This is a genomic window from Streptomyces sp. NBC_01478 (assembly GCF_036227225.1).
In the GTDB taxonomy this organism is placed as follows: domain Bacteria; phylum Actinomycetota; class Actinomycetes; order Streptomycetales; family Streptomycetaceae; genus Streptomyces.
On the sequence record NZ_CP109444.1, the window covers coordinates 10,695,318 to 10,713,340 of the forward strand.

The following is an 18,023-nucleotide window of genomic DNA, read 5'->3' on the forward strand; positions in this document are numbered from 1 at the left end:
CTCGATATGACGACAGGGAGCTCAGTGCTCGACGACCGGGCGGCGCCGGGCCCGTGCCGCGGCAGGGCGTTCCTGTGCGACGGCCGCGGGCACCTCGTCCGCCTCCGCCGCGTCCTCCGGAACTCCGGCGGCGTCACCCGCCAGCACCGCGCTCTCCAACAGCGCCCGCACCTGCCGCCCGGCGGCCCGGTAGTAGATCCGCGTGCCCTCGCGCCGGGAGGTGACCAGCCCGGCCGCGCGCAGCCTCGCCAGGTGCTGGGAGGTGGCCGCGACGTGCGCGCCGATCAGCTCCGCCAGTCGGCTGACCGGCAGTTCCTGCTCGTTCAGCGCCCACAGCAGCCGGTACCTGGACGGGTCGGCCACCGCCTTCAGCACGGCCACCGCCTGCTCGGCCGCACCCGCGTCCCAGACTCCTCCTTGCGTATCCATGCAACTATGGTACCGGCGGCACGCGCCGCCGGGCCGCGCCTGCCACGAGGGGTCGGAGGACAGCCATGACGGCCGAGAGCACTTCGCGACAGCCCGTCCCCGTCGTCGACTGCGCCCTGTACGAGTACGGCCGCCGCCGACCAGGGCACCTGCCGCTCGACGAGGCGCTGAACGTCGCCCGCACCACTCCCGGCGGGTTCGTCTGGATCGGTCTGCACGCGCCGGACGCCGACCAACTCCAGGTGGTGGCACGCGCCTTCGGCCTGCACCCCCTCGCCGTCGAGGACGCCCTGGAAGCCCACCAGCGCCCCAAACTGGAGCGCTACGACGACACCCTCTTCCTCGTCCTGCGCACCGCCGTCTACCTCGAACACGACGTACTGACCCCCACCACCGACATCGTCGGCACCGGCGAGATCATGGCCTTCGCCGGCCGCGACTTCATCGTCGTCGTCCGCCATGACCCCGCCCAGCACCTCGGGCCTGTGCGCCGCCGCCTGGAGGGCGACCCCGAGCGCCTCGCCCACGGACCCGTCGCCGTCCTGCACGCGATCGCGGACGCGGTCGTCGACCAGTACCTCGATGTCGTCACCGCCCTGGAGACCGATGCCGAGCAGGTCGAGAACGACGCCTTCTCCCCGGACGTCGGACACGACGTCGGCCGCGTCTACCAGCTCAAACGCGAACTCCTCGAACTCCGGCGCACCGTCGCCCCGCTGGCCCAGCCGCTGCGCGACCTGGCCGAACGCCGCGTCCCCGGAGTGGACCGGGAAATGGCCGCCTATTTCCGCGACGTCGCCGACCACCTCGCCCAGGCCGCCGAACGTGTCGGCGTCCTGACCGAACTCGTCGACAACGCCCTGTCCATGGCCCTCGCCCAGACCGGCGTCCAGCAGAACCACGACATGCGCCGCATCAGTGCCGCCGCCGCGCTCATCGCCGTACCGGTCGCTGTGGCCGGTGTGTACGGCATGAACTTCGACCACATGCCGGAACTGCGCCAGCACTTCGGCTACCCGGCGATGCTGATCTCCACCGCGGTCCTCGTCACCGTTGTCTACCTGGTCTTCCGCCGTAAGCACTGGCTCTGACGCCCGTCCTACGGTTGTTTGGCACACTGTCCGGATCCGAACCCGTTGGATGGAGGAGAAGCCCGCATGTCGATGGTCGGCAACCTGCGCAAAGTCGCGGACCTGGCGCGACGGAGCCGACGCCGGGTGGACCTCAGCCACCCGGCCCGCTCACCGCTCGGCTCGACGGTGGTCAACTGCGTCGTCTACCGCGACGGCATCCGCCGGCCCGGCACGGACACCGTGGAGGAGGCCGTCCGGCAAGCCCGCAAGCACCGCGGCGGCTTCGTGTGGCTGGGCCTGCACGAACCCGGCGAGGAGGAGTTCGCCGGGGTCGCCGAGTTGTTCGGCCTGCACCCGCTCGCCGTCGAGGACGCCGTCCAGGCCCACCAGCGACCCAAGATCGAGCAGTACGACGACGTCCTGTTCGCCGTCTTCAAGACCGTGACGTACGTCGAGCACGCCGAACTGACCGCGACCAGCGAAGTGGTGAACACCGGCGAGATCATGGTCTTCACCGGCCCCGACTTCGTCGTCACCGTCCGCCACGGCCGCCACGGCTCCCTCGGCCCGCTGCGGGAGGACCTGGAGGCGGACCCGCAACAGCTGGCCAAGGGACCCTCCGCCGTCCTGCACGCGATCGCCGACCATGTCGTCGACGACTACGTCACGGTCGCCGACGCCGTCCAGAACGACATCGACCAGGTCGAGACCGACGTCTTCTCCCCGGACAGTGCCCGAAACGCCGACGCCGGCCGCATCTACCAGCTCAAGCGCGAACTCCTGGAGCTGAAGCGGGCCGTGGTGCCCCTCGCCCGCCCTCTCGACCGGCTCGCCACCGAGCCCAGGAGCTGCATCGACAAGGAGATACAGGCGTACTTCCGGGACGTCGCCGACCATCTCACCCGTGTCACCGAACAGATCACCGCCTTCGACGCCCTCCTCGACTCCATCCTCCAGGCCCACCTCGCGCAGGTCGCCATCGCCCAGAACGACGACGCCCGCAAGATCACCGCCTGGGCGGCGATCATCGCCGTCCCCACCATGGTGTGCGGCGTCTACGGCATGAACTTCGACCACATGCCCGAACTGCGCTGGCGCTTCGGCTACCCCCTCGTCCTCGGCGTCATCGCCACCGCCTGCCTCCTCCTTCACCGAGGCTTCAAACGCAACGGCTGGCTGTAGCCCACGACCACCGGTCCGCTGGGCCACCGAGGGCCATCACGATCCATGATTTCCTGAATTCAGGATGTCATGTACTGTCGTGGTGTGCTGACAGTTGCCTCCGAGATCGAAGTCCTGGCCCGGTTCGGGCGGGCCCTCGCCGACCCGATCCGCTGCCGCATCCTGCTCGCCCTGCGCACGGCCCCTGCCTACCCCGCCGACCTCGCCGAAGCGCTTGGCGTCTCCCGCACCCGGCTGTCCAACCACCTCGCCTGCCTGCGCGACTGCGGCCTGGTTGTCACCGTGCCCGACGGCCGCCGCACCCGCTACGAGCTCGCCGACGATCGCCTCGGTCACGCGCTCGACGACCTGCGCACCGCTGTGGTCGCCGTCGAGACCGACCGCACGTGCGTCGAGGCCGACGAAAAGGGATGCTGCTGATGACCGCGACATCCCTCGGCCCCGCCCCGGCCCGCCGGGACGCGCTCGCCCGCCGGATACGCCTGCTGGTCGCCGCGACCATCACCTACAACGTCATCGAGGCGGTCGTCGCGATCACCGCGGGGACGATCGCCTCCTCCACCGCGCTGATCGGCTTCGGCCTCGACTCCGTCGTCGAGGTCTCCTCCGCCACCGCGGTCGCCTGGCAGTTCTCCGCCCGCGAGCACGCCGTACGCGAAGCGCGCGAGAAGACCACCCTGCGCATCATCTCCCTCTCCTTCTTCGCCCTCGCCGCCTACGTCACCGCCGACGCCGTACGCTCGCTGACCGGCACCGGAGAGGCGGAGCGTTCCATCCCCGGCATCGCGCTCGCCGCACTCTCCCTAGCGGTCATGCCGTTCCTGTCCGCCGCCCAACGCCGCGCGGGCCGCGAACTGGGCTCCGCCAGCGCGGTCGCCGACTCCAAACAGACCCTGCTCTGCACCTACCTCTCGGCCGTACTCCTCGTCGGCCTCGTCCTCAACGCCACCCTCGGCTGGTCCTGGGCCGACCCAATCGCCGCCCTCGTCATTGCCGCCGTCGCTGTCAAGGAGGGACGCGACGCTTGGCAGGGGAAGGGTTGTTGCGCGCCCTCGGCTGCGGCTGCTCATGGCCCTGCCGCCGATGCCGAGGTGGACGATGGGTGCGGCTGCCGGCCCGGCTGCGACTGCTGCAATTGAGTGTCTCTGGACGCAAAGAGGGTCCGGATGTAGGGAGCCGAGCTGCTGTAGACGGCTCGTCTGAAGTCGGTCTGTACGTAGGGGCGAGATAGCCAATTGGCGCGCGACAGCCGCAGTTTGAAGTGCCATATGGGGAAGGGGAGTTGAGACGAGTTCGGCTGGGCGGATGATCCCCGTCACGGTGGCCTGAACGCAACCAGGCGAACCTGCGCGGCCACACAACGAGCAGGTCGTCGGCTTCTCACAGGCCGGTGACGGGCTGCCTGGTAAGTGCTTGGGCGATCTGCCAGAGCTGTCCACCGCGAGGCGCCTGACGGCTAGCCGACAGGCGCCGCCACCGCGTCCCGCTCTCTCTGCCGGGCGACGAGTTGTCTGCTCAGGTACCGCAGAGCACGGCTGGACAGATCGATTGCCGAAGGGCAGACGAGCACGTGAAGCTTCCGGCAGGCGCAGGTGATCTTGGTTGAGAATCCGCCTACCAGGAGCTTCGTCGTTTCGCGGAGCGTCCAGCTCGCGGTCATCATCTCGATCGAGGTTGGAAAACCCTCAATGCCTCTGGTGGGTGTACTGGTTCCACGGCCGGGAGCAGCCGCGCCGCAGTCCGTACACGTTTCGGGGAACCGACCAGGGCAGCGAAGCCACAGCCACCAAGAAACGATGATGGTGGGCCTGGCCGAGACTCTGTGCAGAGAGTTCCGTACGGATGCCGTGACGCGGAGTTGTCAGCGGGGGTCGGTGTAGCCGGGCAGGCCGAGCGGGACGGGCTTAGATTCAACCGGTCAGAGCAACAGTGCAGGTTGAGGGCGGTAGAAGTGGCGAGACTGGGACGGCCGGGGATGTCGGACGAGATGAAGGCCGACCTGTGGCGGCGGTGGAGGTCCGGGGAGTCGATCAGCGTCATCTCGAGGGGAATCGGCAAGCCGCCCGGCTCGGTGTTCACCGTCCTCAAGCACCACGGAGGAATCGCTCCGCTGCCTCGCACGACGCGCGTCGGAAGTTTGACCCTGGTGGAGCGGGAGGAGATCTCCCGAAGGCTGTGTGCCGGCGATTCCTACCGGGCGATCGCCGGTCTGCTGGGGCGTGCCGTGTCAACGGTCAGCCGTGAAGTCAACAACAACGGCGGACGCGACGTCTACCGGGCAATCGCCGCGCAGGAGCGTGCACTTGACCGCGGTCGGCGTCCGAAAGAGTGCCTGCTCGCTCGCAGGCCCGCGTTGAGGCAGACGGTGCTGGACCTGCTGAGGGAGGAATGGTCACCGGAGCAGATCGTCGGGCATCTGCGTCTGCGTCACGGTGACGACCCGGGAATGCGGATCAGCCACGAGACGATCTACCGGTCGGTCTACATCACCCGATGGAAAGTGGTGCCCCGTGAGCTCTGCAAACGCCTGCGGACCGGCCGTCCGATCCGGAAGAACAAGCGTCACACGGTGAAGGGACAGTGGCGTTCCCAGATCCGGGATGCCCGGCCGATCGAGGAGCGGCCCCAGGCCGCGGAGGACCGCAGCGAGTCCGGGCACCTGGAAGGCGATCTGGTGATCGGCTCGAACAACAGCCAGGTCGCGACACTCGTCGACCGGAAGACGCGGTTTCTCCAGGTCGTGAAGCTCGCCAGCCGCCACACCGCCGTGGTCGTTCCCGCTCTGGCCGAGACCTACACACGCATGGATTCCCGCCTACGCGGCACGCTGACCTGGGATCGCGGCATGGAACTGGCAGCTCATAAGCGCCTCAGCGCCGACACCGGTATCGACGTGTTCTTCGCGGCGCCACGCAGCCCCTGGCAACGTGGCACCAACGCGAACACCAACAAGTTGCTCCGCCAGTACCTGCCCAAGGGGACAAACCTGTCGACCTTCAGCCAGGACGACCTCAACGCCATCGCGACGAAGCTCAACAACCGTCCGCGCAAGTGCCTGGGTTTCCGGACACCAGCAGAGAGCGTTGCCTTGACCGGTTGAATCTAAGTCGTCAACATCCTCAAGTGGCGCTCCACGCACGGCTCATAACGTGCCGGACGTGGCCTCGGGCTGCCCCAGGGCCGCGTCCAGCGTCGGCTGCGGCGGCAGCAGCCGGCCCAGGCCGGTGACCCGCAGGATGCGCAGCGTCAAAGGGTGGGTGCAGACGAGATGCAGCCGGCCCTCCCGCTCCAGCACCCGCTGCCGAGCCCGGTACAGGAGCCGCAGCCCCGAGCAGTCGAAGAACTCGACCTGCCTGAGATCGATCACGATCCGCGCGCGGGGCAGCCCTGTCAGCCGGTCCAGCCAGGGCAGGATCTCCATCGCCGCCGCGATGTCGATCTCCCCGCGGAACTCCAGGACCGTGAACCCCCGGTCCCGGTGGATCCGCAGATGCCGGGTCAGCGGCGCGGGTTCCTGCTGCACGTCCACATCGCCTCCAACCGGCCCTCGGTGAAGCGGGGTTGAGCGTAGAAGCGCTCCCCGCCCTGCAAGTTACCCTCGATGGAGTGAATTTGAGCATGTTCGATTGACATATGTCTTCGAATCGAGCCAGAGCTTTCTGAGATGTTCGGGGCGGTGCTACGACAGCGCGTGCCAGGCCTTGGAAAGTGCCTGGCGGAACTGCTCGCTCTGGTGCGCTGTGAGCTCGCGCACCATCCGCTCCTCCAGCTCCCGCACCGGCCCGGCGCAGCCCGCCAGCAGCTCGCGCCCCTCGTCGGTCAGCAGGATCAGCAGCTCGCGTCGGTTGCGCGGATTGCGCTCCCGGCGGATCAGCCCGCGCCCCTCCAGGGAGCGCACCAGGTCGGCGATGGACTGCGCGGTGACGAACGAGTCCCGCGCCAACTGGGCCGCCGACAGACCGTCGTGTCGCTCCAGGACCGTGAGCGCGGTGTACTGGAGTGCGGTGATCCCGTACGGCCTGACCAGCTCGTCCAGGCGGGAGCGGACGATCAGCTCCACCTGCTTGACCATGTACAGCAGGGAAGGGGGTGCCTTTGTCGCGTGGGCGCCAACCAGGGATTCAGCCATGGATTCACCCTAGAGCATTGACAGGAAACCTGTCTGTAATGAGACTGCGGACCAGACGAGAAACCAACAGGAATCCTGTTGGTTGAAATCTTGGCAACGATGCTGAGGAGTGGCGATGACCGCCTTCGAGATCGAACCCGGCCGCCTGTTCGTCGGGGGGCAGTGGCGCGAGGCCGCCGACGGAGCGCGCACCGAGGTGGTCGACCCGTCCCGGGGCCGAGTCGTCACCACGGTCGCGGAGGCGGGCCCCGCCGATGTGGACGCGGCCGTCCGCGCCGCCCGCGAGGCCTTCGACAGCGGCCGCTGGTCCGGGCTGAGCGGCCGCGAACGCGGCCGGATCCTGCACCGCGTCGCCGAGCTGATCCGCGAGAACGCCGACGAACTGGCCCACTTGGAGAGCCTCGACGTCGGCAAGCCCATCACCCTGTGCCACGCCGTCGACGTCACCAACGCGGCCAACGACTACGAGCACTACGCCGCCCTCGCCTACTCCCTGGACGGCGCCACCCGCGACACCCCGCTCAACGCGCTCGCCTACACCAAGCGCGAGCCGCTCGGCGTGGTGGCGGCGATCACGCCCTTCAACTTCCCGCTGATTCTGGCCGGTTCGAAACTCGCCCCCGCCCTGGCGGCCGGGAACACCGTGGTCCACAAGCCCGCCGACGAGACCCCGCTCAGCGCCCTCTACATGGCCGGACTGCTCCAGCGGGCCGGCGTCCCGGACGGTGTCGTCAACGTCGTCACCGGCGCGGGCCCGGTCGCGGGCGAGGCCCTGCTGCGGCACACCGGCATCGACAAGATCGCCTTCACCGGCTCCACCGCCGTCGGCCGGCACGCCGCGAGCATCGCGGGCGAGAACCTCAAGCCCGTGACCATGGAACTCGGCGGCAACGCGGCCCACATCGTCTTCGAGGACGCCGACCTGGAGAAGGCCGTCGGCGCGGTCATCAAGGGCTTCGTGTTCAACACCGGCCAGTTCTGCATGGGCGGCCCGCGCCTGCTGGTCGCGCGCTCGGTGTACAGCACCCTGCTCGGCATCCTCGCCGACGCCGTCCCCGGCGTACCGCTCGGCGACCCCCGGCTGCCCGAGACCGTCGTCGGCCCGATGGCGGGGGAGAAGCACCTGCGCAAGGTCGAGGAGTACGTCGACCTCGCCCGCAAGGAGGGCGCCCGCATCGTCTGCGGCGGCGAACGGCTCGACCTGGACGGCGGCTACTACTACAAGCCCACGGTCATCGCCGACCTCGCGAACGACTCCCGGGTGATCCAGGAGGAGATCTTCGGCCCGGTCCTCACCGTGCAGCCCTTCGACACCGAGGACGAGGCCGTCGAACTCGCCAACTCCACGCCCTACGGCCTGGCTTCGGGCATCCAGACCGGCAACCTCGGCCGCGCCCACCGCATCGCCGACCGGCTCCAGGCGGGCATCGTCTGGATCAACGACTGGGCGATGCTCGACCCCAACGTCCCCTTCGGCGGCGTCAAGGACTCCGGCTTCGGCCGCGAGTACGGCCCCGAGGGCCTCGCCGCCTACACCCGGACCAAGTCCGTCGTCGTCTCGCTCGACTGACCGCACCCATCAACTCGCCTGACCACGCCCACCAAGGAGTTCCTGCGATGTCCACCATCACGCGCGCGGCCGTCGTCGAGTCGGGCGGCGCACCCTTCACCCTCACCGACGTCGAACTGGCCGCGCCGGGCCCGCACGAGGCGCTCGTCCGGGTCGTCGCAACAGGCCTGTGCCACACCGACCTCGGGGTGGCGAGCGGCGGACTGCCCTTTCCGCTCCCGGGAGTTCTCGGTCACGAGGGCGCCGGTGTCGTCGAGGAGGTCGGCTCCGCCGTCACCGGTGTCGCACCCGGCGACCATGTCGTGCTGTCCTTCACGTCCTGCGGCGACTGCCGCAACTGCCAGGGAGGGCACCCCGCTTACTGCGCGACCTGGCTGCCGCTGAACCTGATCGGCGGCCGACGTGCCGACGGCAGCAGCACCATCAGCCGGGACGGGGAGCCCCTCGGCGGCCACTTCTTCGGCCAATCCTCGTTCGCCGAACGGGCGTTGGTCGACGAACGCAGCCTCGTCAAGGTCGACCCGGACGTACCGCTGGAGTCGATCGCCCCGCTGGGCTGCGGAGTGCAGACCGGGGTCGGTGCCGTCTGGAACGTCCTGCGTCCCCGGCTCGGCGACACGATCGTGGTGCTCGGCGCCGGAGCCGTCGGCCTGTCCGCGGTGATGGCCGCCGCGCTCACCCCGGCCACCCGGATCATCGCCGTCGACAAGGTCGCCGAACGCCTGTCCCTGGCAAAGGAGTTGGGCGCCACCCACACCGTCAACGCGGGCGAGGCCGACCTCGGCGAGACCCTCGCGGTGCTGACCGACGGACAGGGCGCCGACGGCATCGTGGAGACCACCGGCAGTGTCGCGGTCCTCCGCCAGGGCGCCGACGCGCTCGCCGCCCGGGGAACCCTGGTCGTCGTGGGAGCACCGCCGTTCGGCAGCGAAGTCGCCCTGGACGTCAACGGGTTGATCCCCGGGAAGCGGATCGTGGGCCTCACCCTCGGCGACAGCGAGACACAGAGCTTCATCCCCGCGCTCGTGCGGCTCGTCAAGGAGGGGCGGCTTCCGCTGCACCGCCTGATCAGTACCTATCCGTTCGCGGACATCGACCAGGCGGTGCGGGACATGAGCGCGGGCAAGGCCATCAAGCCCGTGCTCACCTTCCGACCCGTCGTCTAGTCGACCGTCAGCACCAGCTTGCCCGCGGTGCGGCCGGTGGCGCCGAGCGCGTGTGCCTCGGCGGCACCGGCCAGCGGGAACGTCCCGGCGATCGTCGCGCGCAGGTGGCCCGCCTCGACGAGTTCCGCGATCGCCTCCATGTCGGCGCGGTCGGCGTCGACGAGCATCCTGACGGCCCGTACGCCGAGCCGCTCGGCCTCCTCGTAGAAGTCGTTCTTGCCGATCGGCACGATGGAGACCACGACCCCGCCCGGCCGCAGCACACGCAGCGACTTGAGCCCGGTCTCGCCGCCGAGCGTGTCCAGGACCACGTCGACGTCCTTCACGGCCTCGGCGAAGTCGGTCTCGCGATAGTCGATCGCCTCGTCGACACCGAGCTCGCGCAGGAAGTCGTGCTTGGCCGCGCTCGCCGTACCGATGACGTACGCGCCGCGCGCCTTGGCGATCTGCACGGCCACGTGCCCGACCCCGCCGGCCGCCGCGTGGATCAGCACCCGCTGCCCGGGCCGGACGTCCGCGTTCTCCACCAGGGCCTGCCACGCCGTCAGCGAGACCAGGGGCAGGGCACCCGCCTGGACGTGGTCGATCCCGGCGGGCTTGTGCACGAAGGCGCGGGCCGGGGCGGTGACGTACTCGGCGTGCGAGCCGTGGCCCCACGGGTACGCCAGCATCCCGAAGACCTCGTCGCCGGGCTGGAGACGGGCGACACCGACGCCGACGGCCTCGACGACGCCGGAGACGTCCCAGCCGAGGACGAAGGGGGGTTCGCCGAGGAATCCGCCGGTGGCGCGGTGCTTCCAGTCGGTGGGGTTGAGCCCGGCGGCCCGCACCTTGATCAGGATCTCGTTGGCGCGCGGCGCGGGGCGCTCGACCTCGGCGACTTCGAGGACCTCGGGACCGCCGAGGGCGTGCTGAGTGATGACGCGCATGGTGTTCACAGTGCTCATGGTCAGTCAGCCTGCCGGGTCCCGCACGACAAGGAAATGGCAGGATGGCCAACCTTCGATAGGATCGTGCCATGCAGCATGTGGAACGGGTCGTGGTCCTGGCGCTCGACGGCGTCTACCCCTTCGAGCTGGGCATCCCCAGCCGTATCCTCGGCGCGGCCGACGGCCACTACGAGGTGCTGACCTGCACGGTCGACGGCCGCCCGGTGCGCACCAACGCCGACTTCTCGGTCGCGGTGGAGCACGGGCCGGAGATCCTCGAAACGGCGGACACGGTCGTGGTCGCCTCCATGGCGACCCCGCGCATCCCTGAGGGACTGCCCGTCGAGATCGCCGCCGCCCTCGCCCGGATCCGCCCGGACGCACGCATCGTCTCGATCTGTACGGCCGCCTTCTTGCTCGCCGCCGCCGGTCTCCTCGACGGCCGCCGCGCCACCACCCACTGGCAGGTCGTGGACCGCTTCCGGGCCCTGTATCCGCAGGTCGACCTGGACCCGGACGTGCTCTTCGTCCACGACGGCCGGATCCTCACCTCCGCCGGGGCGGCCTCCGGAGTCGACATCTGCCTGCACATCGTGCGCACGGACCACGGCAGCGAACTCGCCAACGCGGTCGCCCGCAGTTGCGTCGTCCCGCCGTTCCGCGACGGCGGGCAGGCCCAGTACATCCAACAGCCGGTGCCGGACAGCGCGGTCACCAGCACCGCCGCCACCCGCGACTGGGCCCTGACCCGCCTCGACGAGTCCCTCGCCCTGGCCGATCTCGCCCGGCACGCCGGGATGAGCCTGCGCACCTTCGCCCGCCGCTTCAACGACGAGGTGGGCCTCAGCCCCGGCCGCTGGCTGATCCAGCAGCGGGTGGCCCGCGCCCGCGACCTCCTGGAGGCCAGCGACCTGTCGGTCGACCAGATCGCCGGCCGCGTCGGCTTCGCGACGGGCGCGTCCCTGCGGCAGCACCTGCACGCGGCGATCGGGGTCTCGCCGCAGGCGTACCGGCGGACGTTCCAGGAAGCCCGCTGACCCCCAACGTTTCGGCCCGCCCGTGCGTCGTAGGAACAAGACGTGAGGGGGCAGTCATGCGCAGAGGGCTCGCAGGGGTCGCCGTACTGGTGGCCGTGACGGCGTGCGGTACCGAGGAGGGGGGAGACGTCGTGGTCGCGGGCACCCCGCCGGCCACGCCCTACGGCGGACCGCTGTACGTACCGGCCACCGACTCCGACGAGTCGGGCGCCGCCGGCCGGGCGCTGGAGTGCGACGGCACGATGTACTCGGGCGGTGGCGCGGAGACGTGGAGCAAGGGCGACGGCGGCAGGACGCCCGAGGGCGGCCTGCGGACGTACTTCGACATCGAGCAGCCGGACGTGCCGCGCACGGGCTACCGCGTCGAGCGCAGGTCGGACGGGCGCGTCCTGTTCTCCTACGACGTCGACGGCCGTACGAAGGTCGCCGTCGTCGTCGCCAAGGACGGTAAGGACAGGCCGGGTTGGGGCCCGGAGGCCAGCGCCTCCTGTGACCCGGCCGAACTCCCGGCGAGCTTCACCGAGGCGCACGGATACGAGATCTGGACCGATGGGGACGGCCGTCGCCTGCCGACCACGGTGGTGAGCAGCTCGGCCGGGGCCGCGCACTGCGACTGGCAGAAGGCGCACTTCCTGCAGACCGGCGACGGCGAGAAGGGCAGGCTGTACGCCCGCGATCCGGACGGCGTGCTGCCGTCCGGCATGCTCACCGCCCCCTACGACGGTGACGTGCCGCTGCCCGCGAGCGCCCGCGACACCGGATACCGGTACCAGGACCGGCAGTTGTGGCTGACGGCCGACGCGTCGACGGCGTACGTCCGCACACCCGACGGAGTGGAGGCCTGGCCGTCGGTGAAGGAAGGTATGGGCTGCAAGTGAGCCCCCGTCACCGGCTCATGTGCAGCGCGACCAGCAACTGCCATACCTGGTCGGCGATTTCCTCCGCCGTACCCTCCAACAGCCCGTGCAGCCAGTCGGCGAGGACCCCGCCGAAGGTCCCGGCGACGGCCGAGGCGACCAGCGGGGCGTCCGCCGCGCCCGCGAGTTCGCGTTCACGGAGGCTGTAGGCGCGCAGATCCCGGTGCAGGACCCGGCCGAGCGGGCCACCGCCGCCCGGGCTCAACAGGGCGCGGTACAGGGCCGCGTGGGGGAGCAGACCGGAGAAGAACTCCGACAGCGCGGGCGGCGCGTGCACCGGATCGGGCCGTCCGCGCCACGCGTGCAGCGCCTCCACCGCGTCCCGTACGACATCCGCGCAGGCATCGACAGCAAGCGCTTCCAGCCCGTCGTAGTGGACGTAGAACGTGGCCCGGCCGACCCCCGCCCGGCGCGCCAGGGCGGCCACGCCGACCTCCTCCAGGGGGTGTTCGGCGCACTCGTCGAGGAGGGCCTGGCGCAGCCGTGCCCGGGTGCGGGCGGTCCGCCGGTCCTCGGGCTCGGCGCGGCTCACCGGGCGATCAGGACGGCCGCCAGGGCCAGCGCGCCGGGCAGCGCCTGCGCGAACAGGATGCGCCGGTTCGCCGTCACCGTGCCGTAGACGCCCGCGATCACGACGCAGCTCAGGAAGAACACCTGGGCGCGGAAGCCGGTCGGGTCGGCGGCGATCAGGCCCCAGATCAGACCCGCGGCGAGGAAGCCGTTGTACAGCCCCTGGTTGGCGGCCAGCGGTGCGGTGGCTCTGGCCATCTCGGGGTCGAAGCCGTGCAGTCCGCGCCCGGGCTTCTTCTCCCACAGGAACATTTCGAGCACCAGGATGTACAGATGCAGCGCGGCCACCAGTCCGACCAGCACGTTCGCGAGCGTTTCCATGATCGATCGACTCCTCTTCATCTTGGACAGGTGTCTACTATAACTGGACACATGTCTGTGTTCAGACTTTCCGGAGAGTGACGGAATCCTCACTTCCGCGGGGTCGTGAGGTTGATCTTTTAGGGTGCAAACCCGATAAGCTCCCGTGCGGCGCAGCGAGTTGAAGTGATCGTGACCGGTCGGCTCGTGGGGCGTCCTCCTGAGTGCGGTCTGCCCTCGCACCCCCTATTCGTTCGTGTCGCTTCGAAGGATGCAGATGGAACTCGCCACTCCGCCACCGGCGGCGCGGGCCCCTGTCGCCTGGTACGGCTGGTGGCTGATGCCGCTGTCCTTAGGTGGCGGGACGGTCGCCGCCACGTTCCTGAGCCCGGAGCGCATCACCGCGACCGTGGCCGGAGCTGCGGCCACCGCGGCCGGCACCGTGTGCGTCCGTCTGCTGGTCCGCACCCAGACTCGACTGCGCCGCGCCGAAAGCGGTTTCCGCACCGCGCAGGCCGAGCACTCCCAGCAGTGGCAGCAGCATGTGGCGGGCCTGGAGCGGAAGTTCGGCGCCGAGCGTGCCGCGCTGGAAGCCCGACTGATCGAACACTCCGCCGTCTACGAGAACCGGATCGCCGACGGCACCGACGCCTACGAGGCCCAACTCGCCGAGCAGGCAAGGGCGGACGAGGAGCGGCTGACCGCGCAGGCCGCGTCCTACGAGGCGCAGCTCGCCGACCAGGCCGAGGTGTGGCAGGAACAACTGGCCCACCAGCTCGCCGCGGTGGCCAAGCTCGCGGACGAGCAACTCCCCGAAACGCTGCGGCAGTTGCGCGCGGGTGACGCCATCGACGACCTGCTGCCGGCCGCGAACCAGTGCGCGAAGGTCAGCGCCGAACTCCAGGCCGAACTGCGCAAGGTGCTGCGGATCTCGCTCATCGGCGTCGAGGAGGAGTTCAACCGCTCCACCGCCGCCGAGCAGGCCGTCATCAGCATCGGTAACCGCATCCACGTACTGACCAGCAAGCTCCGTGGCCGGCTGCACGAACTCCAGGGCGAGCACGGGCGGTTGCCCGCCGTCGCCCGCGGACTGATGGAACTGGACCAGGAGATCGGCCCCGCCGACTGTCTCGCCGCGAGCGTCGGTGTGCTCGGCGGCTCGGACCGGCCCGGCCGGCAGTGGCAGGAGCCGCAACGACTGCTCAGCGTGGTGCGCGGCGGCATCGGCCGGATCAAGGACTTCCACCGCGTCGACGTACGCCACCTGCCCGAACTCGGCGTCGACGGCGGCCTGGTGGACCACCTCACGCTGATCTTCGCCCACCTCCTGGACAACGCGGCCCGCTACTCGCCGCCCACCGAGCCGGTGCTCGTCTCCGGCAAGGAGGTGCCCAACGGCGTCGGCATCGAGATCCAGGACTCCGGCAAGGGCCTCAGCGAGGAGTCCAGGCGCGAGGCCGAACACGCCCTCGCCGGCACCGGTGGCGGATCCGGCCTCGGCGGCATCTCGGAGGACGCCAGCATCGGGCTCCGTGTCGTCGGCACCCTCGCCCGCCGCTACGGCATCCGCGTCACCTTCGCCGACTCGCCCTGGCTCGGCACCTCCGTCGTCGTCGTGGTCCCGCACAGGTACTTCAGCCAACTGCCCCCGGCCGCCGTGACCGGCACTCCGTCGTTCCAGGCCGCCGCGAGCGCGGCGACGACACGTGTACCGGCCGGCACCGGGGCCCCGGCCGAGGGCGTCGAGGCGGCGGACACCACACCCGGCGGGCTGCCCAGACGCCGTAGCAGACGCGGTGACGTGGCGCGGCCCCAGGCGGCCGAACGTGCCGGGCGGACCGGGGAGATGGCCGTCTCCGTCGTGCCGCCCGACGCCTCCTTCACCGGCCTGGCGGCCTTCGCCACCGCCGGACGGGAGACCGCGGGGGAGGAACCGGCGTCCGCAGGCCGTGAGTTCACCGAGCAGAGCACGGAAGAGAGCGACGAGTCCACATGACGCAACAGGGAACCGACGTGAGCTGGGCGCTCCGCGATCTGGTGGAGAGCATCCCGGAGATCCGCTTCGCCCTCGTGGCCTCCAGCGACGGCAAGGCGATCACCTCCTTCGGCGCGGAGGACCCGGACGACGTGGACCGCTTCGCGGCCGTGGTGGCCGGCCTGCAGGCGCTGGCCCTGCCGGTCGCCGAGCAATTCCCCAAGTACGCGGGGCAGTTGAGACTGGCGATGATCGAGGTCGACGGCGGCCATCTCTTCGTCGTCCGCGCGGGTGTCGAGACGTATCTCGGCGTGCTGGCCCGCGAGGGCCTCGACCAGGGCCTGCTCGGGCACCAGATGCGGGACCTGGCCCGCAGGATGGGTGAGCTCCTCGGTACCACCGCGCGCCTGGAGGAGCACTCTGGATGAGTGCTCCCCGCCGGCCCGCTGATCCCTCCGGCCTTGAGCGCTACTACGTCCTCACCGGAGGGCGCAGCGGACCTGGCGGTTCGGCGTCGAGCCTCGACGTGGCGACCCTCATCGTCTCCCGTACCGCCCCCGTACCGGGCATGCAGCACGAGCACCAGGAGATCCTCCGGCGCTGCCGCGAGCCGCTGTCGGTGGCCGAACTCGGCGCCCACCTCGGACTGCCCTTCAACATTCTCGCGGTGCTGCTGGCGGATCTGCTGGAGGCGGACCGCGTCGAAGCCCGCGACCCCATCCCGGCGCACAGCGCCGGCAGCGGGCCCGACCTCGCGCTCCTTGAGGAGGTACTCAGTGGACTTCAAAGGCTTTGACCGGCCCGGCTCCCCGGCCGGTGACGGTACCCGCTCGGTGAAGGTGATGATCGCCGGCGGGTTCGGCACCGGGAAGACCACGATGGTCCGCTCGGTCAGCGACATCAAGCCGCTCACCACCGAGGAGACCCTCACCCAGGCGAGCGCCGGCGTCGACCACCTCATCGGGGTGACCGACAAGACGGAGACCACCGTCAGCCTCGACTTCGGGAAGATCCGCCTCAACGACGAGCTGGTGCTCTACCTGTTCGGGACGCCGGGCCAGGAGCGGTTCTGGTTCCTGTGGAACGGCCTGTTCAAGGGCGCGCTCGGCGCGGTGGTCCTCGTCGACACCCGCCGCCTCGCCTCCAGCTTCCGGGCGATCGAGGAGATGGAGCGACAGGACGTCCCGTTCGTCATCGCGCTGAACGTCTTCCCCGACTCCCCGGACCACCCCGTCGACGAGATACGGGACGCCCTGGACATCTCCCCGGACATCCCGGTCGTGGCCTGCGACGCCCGCGACCGCTCCTCCAGCCGTGACGTACTGGTCGCGCTGATACGGCACTTGAAGGACCGCTCGGCCGTCGTCGCACTGGAGCCCCGATGACCGACCGGACCTTGGACGGCCCCGATGCTCCGAGGGGCTGCCCCGTCGCCCACGGTTCGGGTGACGACCTCACCCGGCTGTACGGGCCGGACGCGGCGACCGACCCGCGCGGCATCTACGAGCGGCTGCGCGAGCAACACGGCTCCGTGGCACCGGTGTTGCTCGAAGGCGACGTCCCGGCCTGGCTCGTCCTCGGGTACCGCGACAACCGGCGGGTGCTGGACAACCCCCGCCAGTTCACCCGGGACGCGCGGATCTGGCGGGACTGGCGGGAGGGCCGGGTCGCGGACACCTCGCCGCTGATGCCGATGATCGGCTGGCGCCCGGACTGCGTCTCGCAGGACGGTGAACCTCACCGTCGGCTGCGGGGCGCGGTGACCGACGGGTTGCTGGCGGCGGCCGGGCGTGGGGTTCGGCGGCATGCAACTTACTTCGCCAACAAGCAGATTGACGCGTTCGCGGACGCCGGGCGGGCTGATCTGGTGGCGGATTATGCCGAGTATCTGCCGATGCTTGTGCTGACTCGGATTCTGGGGCTTCCTGCGGGGGACGGGAATCGGCTGGTCGAGTCCAGCGCGCAGGTTCTCAAGGGTGGGGAAGACGCCCTGCTGCACAACGACCGCATCATCGAGATCCTCGGCGGACTCGCCTCGCGCAAACGGGCCGAGCCGGGCTCCGATTTCACCACCGCGCTCCTCGAGCACCCCGCGGGGCTCGACGCCGAAGAGGTCGTGATGCATCTGCGGCTGGTGCTGATCGCCGCGCACACCACCACGAGCAACTTGCTGGCGCGGGTGTTGCAGCGGATCCTCACCGACGCCTCTCGGCTTTCCGGGCTGGTCAGTGGGCAGTTGACCGTCTCGGCGGTGGTTGAGGAAGTCATGTGGGACACCCCGCCGTTGGCCGTCATGCCGGGGAGGTTCGCCACGGCGGATCTCGAACTCGGGGGGCATCGGATCGAGGAGGGTGATCTGCTCGTTCTCGGGCTCGGTGCGGGGAATGTCGATCCGGAGGTTCGGCCGGACGCGGGGGTGTCCATGCAGGGCAACGAGTCGCATCTGGCGTTCAGCTCGGGGCCGCACGAGTGCCCCGGGCAGAGTATCGGGCAGGCGATTCTTGAGGTCGGGGTGGATGTGTTGCTGCATCGGTTGCCGGGGGTGCGGTTGGGGGTGGCGGCGGAGGAGTTGACGTCCACGGCGTCTACGTGGGAGTCGAGATTGGACGCGCTGCCTGTTGAGTTCGCCTTGTGAGTTCTTTGTCTGCGGGCGCGTTGGGGCTGGTCGCGCCCACGCGGCGCAGCCGCAAATCGACACAGCCCCGCGCCCCTAAAAGAAGGCAAGCTGCCCGGCCCTTCGCCGGGC

20 protein-coding genes are annotated in these 18,023 nt (G+C 70.1%); 14 read left to right on the top strand and 6 right to left on the bottom strand.

From position 1 onward, the window contains the following. Positions 1-21 precede the first annotated feature (21 nt). A complete protein-coding gene (locus OG223_RS47460; protein ID WP_329263304.1) occupies positions 22-429 on the bottom strand; it encodes an ArsR/SmtB family transcription factor in 408 nt (135 codons plus the stop codon). Positions 430-494: 65 nt separating this feature from the next. Between OG223_RS47460 and OG223_RS47465 the strand changes: the two genes are divergently transcribed. From OG223_RS47465 to OG223_RS47485, 5 genes are all read left to right on the top strand, one after another. Beyond that, complete coding sequence (locus OG223_RS47465; protein ID WP_329263306.1) at positions 495-1,520, top strand: magnesium and cobalt transport protein CorA; 1,026 nt, start codon at positions 495-497, stop codon at positions 1,518-1,520. Positions 1,521-1,586: 66 nt separating this feature from the next. Next, positions 1,587-2,684 carry a magnesium and cobalt transport protein CorA gene (locus OG223_RS47470; protein ID WP_329263308.1) on the top strand — a complete coding sequence of 366 codons (1,098 nt, stop codon included), beginning with the start codon at positions 1,587-1,589 and terminating at the stop codon, positions 2,682-2,684. Between the two features lie 84 nt (positions 2,685-2,768). Further along, the gene (locus OG223_RS47475) at positions 2,769-3,104 is read left to right on the top strand and encodes an ArsR/SmtB family transcription factor (RefSeq protein ID WP_329263310.1); all 336 of its coding nucleotides are present in this window, start codon (positions 2,769-2,771) and stop codon (positions 3,102-3,104) included. Then, complete coding sequence (locus tag OG223_RS47480) at positions 3,104-3,823, top strand: cation transporter (RefSeq protein WP_443073808.1); 720 nt, start codon at positions 3,104-3,106, stop codon at positions 3,821-3,823. Before OG223_RS47475 ends, OG223_RS47480 begins: the two co-directional genes overlap by 1 nt. Positions 3,824-4,659: 836 nt before the next feature. Then, positions 4,660-5,784, top strand: coding sequence for an IS30 family transposase (locus OG223_RS47485; protein WP_329263315.1), 1,125 nt, complete (start codon positions 4,660-4,662; stop codon positions 5,782-5,784). Positions 5,785-5,826: 42 nt separating this feature from the next. Here OG223_RS47485 and OG223_RS47490 read toward each other — a convergent pair whose 3' ends face one another. Both OG223_RS47490 and OG223_RS47495 read right to left on the bottom strand, forming a co-directional pair. Continuing rightward, positions 5,827-6,207 carry an anti-sigma factor antagonist gene (locus OG223_RS47490; RefSeq protein ID WP_329263316.1) on the bottom strand — a complete coding sequence of 127 codons (381 nt, stop codon included), beginning with the start codon at positions 6,205-6,207 and terminating at the stop codon, positions 5,827-5,829. Between the two features lie 156 nt (positions 6,208-6,363). Further along, positions 6,364-6,813 carry a MarR family winged helix-turn-helix transcriptional regulator gene (locus OG223_RS47495; RefSeq protein ID WP_329263317.1) on the bottom strand — a complete coding sequence of 150 codons (450 nt, stop codon included), beginning with the start codon at positions 6,811-6,813 and terminating at the stop codon, positions 6,364-6,366. A gap of 115 nt (positions 6,814-6,928) precedes the next feature. Between OG223_RS47495 and OG223_RS47500 the strand changes: the two genes are divergently transcribed. Continuing rightward, the gene (locus OG223_RS47500; protein ID WP_329263319.1) at positions 6,929-8,383 is read left to right on the top strand and encodes an aldehyde dehydrogenase family protein; all 1,455 of its coding nucleotides are present in this window, start codon (positions 6,929-6,931) and stop codon (positions 8,381-8,383) included. Between the two features lie 47 nt (positions 8,384-8,430). After that, positions 8,431-9,549 (top strand): NAD(P)-dependent alcohol dehydrogenase, encoded by a 1,119-nt coding sequence (locus OG223_RS47505; RefSeq protein ID WP_329263321.1) that lies wholly within the window; start codon positions 8,431-8,433, stop codon positions 9,547-9,549. Here OG223_RS47505 and OG223_RS47510 read toward each other — a convergent pair. After that, positions 9,546-10,496: an NADP-dependent oxidoreductase gene (locus tag OG223_RS47510; RefSeq protein WP_329263323.1), complete on the bottom strand. Its 951-nt coding sequence runs from the start codon at positions 10,494-10,496 to the stop codon at positions 9,546-9,548. The two genes, OG223_RS47505 and OG223_RS47510, sit on opposite strands and share 4 nt — an antisense overlap. Positions 10,497-10,567: 71 nt before the next feature. Between OG223_RS47510 and OG223_RS47515 the strand changes: the two genes are divergently transcribed. Both OG223_RS47515 and OG223_RS47520 read left to right on the top strand, forming a co-directional pair. Then, positions 10,568-11,515 (top strand): GlxA family transcriptional regulator, encoded by a 948-nt coding sequence (locus OG223_RS47515; RefSeq protein WP_329263324.1) that lies wholly within the window; start codon positions 10,568-10,570, stop codon positions 11,513-11,515. Positions 11,516-11,571: 56 nt separating this feature from the next. Then, complete coding sequence (locus tag OG223_RS47520; RefSeq protein WP_329263326.1) at positions 11,572-12,393, top strand: hypothetical protein; 822 nt, start codon at positions 11,572-11,574, stop codon at positions 12,391-12,393. A gap of 7 nt (positions 12,394-12,400) precedes the next feature. Here the strand turns inward: OG223_RS47520 and OG223_RS47525 are convergent, their stop codons facing one another. Next, complete coding sequence (locus tag OG223_RS47525) at positions 12,401-12,964, bottom strand: TetR/AcrR family transcriptional regulator (RefSeq protein WP_329263328.1); 564 nt, start codon at positions 12,962-12,964, stop codon at positions 12,401-12,403. After that, positions 12,961-13,323 carry a DUF1304 domain-containing protein gene (locus OG223_RS47530; RefSeq protein WP_329263330.1) on the bottom strand — a complete coding sequence of 121 codons (363 nt, stop codon included), beginning with the start codon at positions 13,321-13,323 and terminating at the stop codon, positions 12,961-12,963. Before OG223_RS47530 ends, OG223_RS47525 begins: the two co-directional genes overlap by 4 nt. A gap of 256 nt (positions 13,324-13,579) precedes the next feature. On the opposite strand from OG223_RS47530, the gene OG223_RS47535 reads away from it, so the two are divergent. Genes OG223_RS47535 through OG223_RS47555 form a run of 5 tightly spaced genes read left to right on the top strand, consistent with a single transcriptional unit; the run spans position 13,580 to position 17,912 of the window. After that, complete coding sequence (locus OG223_RS47535; RefSeq protein WP_329263332.1) at positions 13,580-15,298, top strand: ATP-binding protein; 1,719 nt, start codon at positions 13,580-13,582, stop codon at positions 15,296-15,298. Continuing rightward, the gene (locus tag OG223_RS47540; protein ID WP_328675827.1) at positions 15,295-15,705 is read left to right on the top strand and encodes a roadblock/LC7 domain-containing protein; all 411 of its coding nucleotides are present in this window, start codon (positions 15,295-15,297) and stop codon (positions 15,703-15,705) included. Before OG223_RS47535 ends, OG223_RS47540 begins: the two co-directional genes overlap by 4 nt. Continuing rightward, the gene (locus OG223_RS47545) at positions 15,702-16,073 is read left to right on the top strand and encodes a DUF742 domain-containing protein (RefSeq protein ID WP_329263334.1); all 372 of its coding nucleotides are present in this window, start codon (positions 15,702-15,704) and stop codon (positions 16,071-16,073) included. The genes OG223_RS47540 and OG223_RS47545 overlap by 4 nt, the downstream gene beginning before the upstream one ends. Beyond that, the gene (locus tag OG223_RS47550; RefSeq protein WP_329263336.1) at positions 16,054-16,662 is read left to right on the top strand and encodes a GTP-binding protein; all 609 of its coding nucleotides are present in this window, start codon (positions 16,054-16,056) and stop codon (positions 16,660-16,662) included. The genes OG223_RS47545 and OG223_RS47550 overlap by 20 nt, the downstream gene beginning before the upstream one ends. After that, positions 16,659-17,912 (top strand): cytochrome P450, encoded by a 1,254-nt coding sequence (locus tag OG223_RS47555; RefSeq protein WP_329263338.1) that lies wholly within the window; start codon positions 16,659-16,661, stop codon positions 17,910-17,912. The genes OG223_RS47550 and OG223_RS47555 overlap by 4 nt, the downstream gene beginning before the upstream one ends. Positions 17,913-18,023 lie beyond the last annotated feature (111 nt).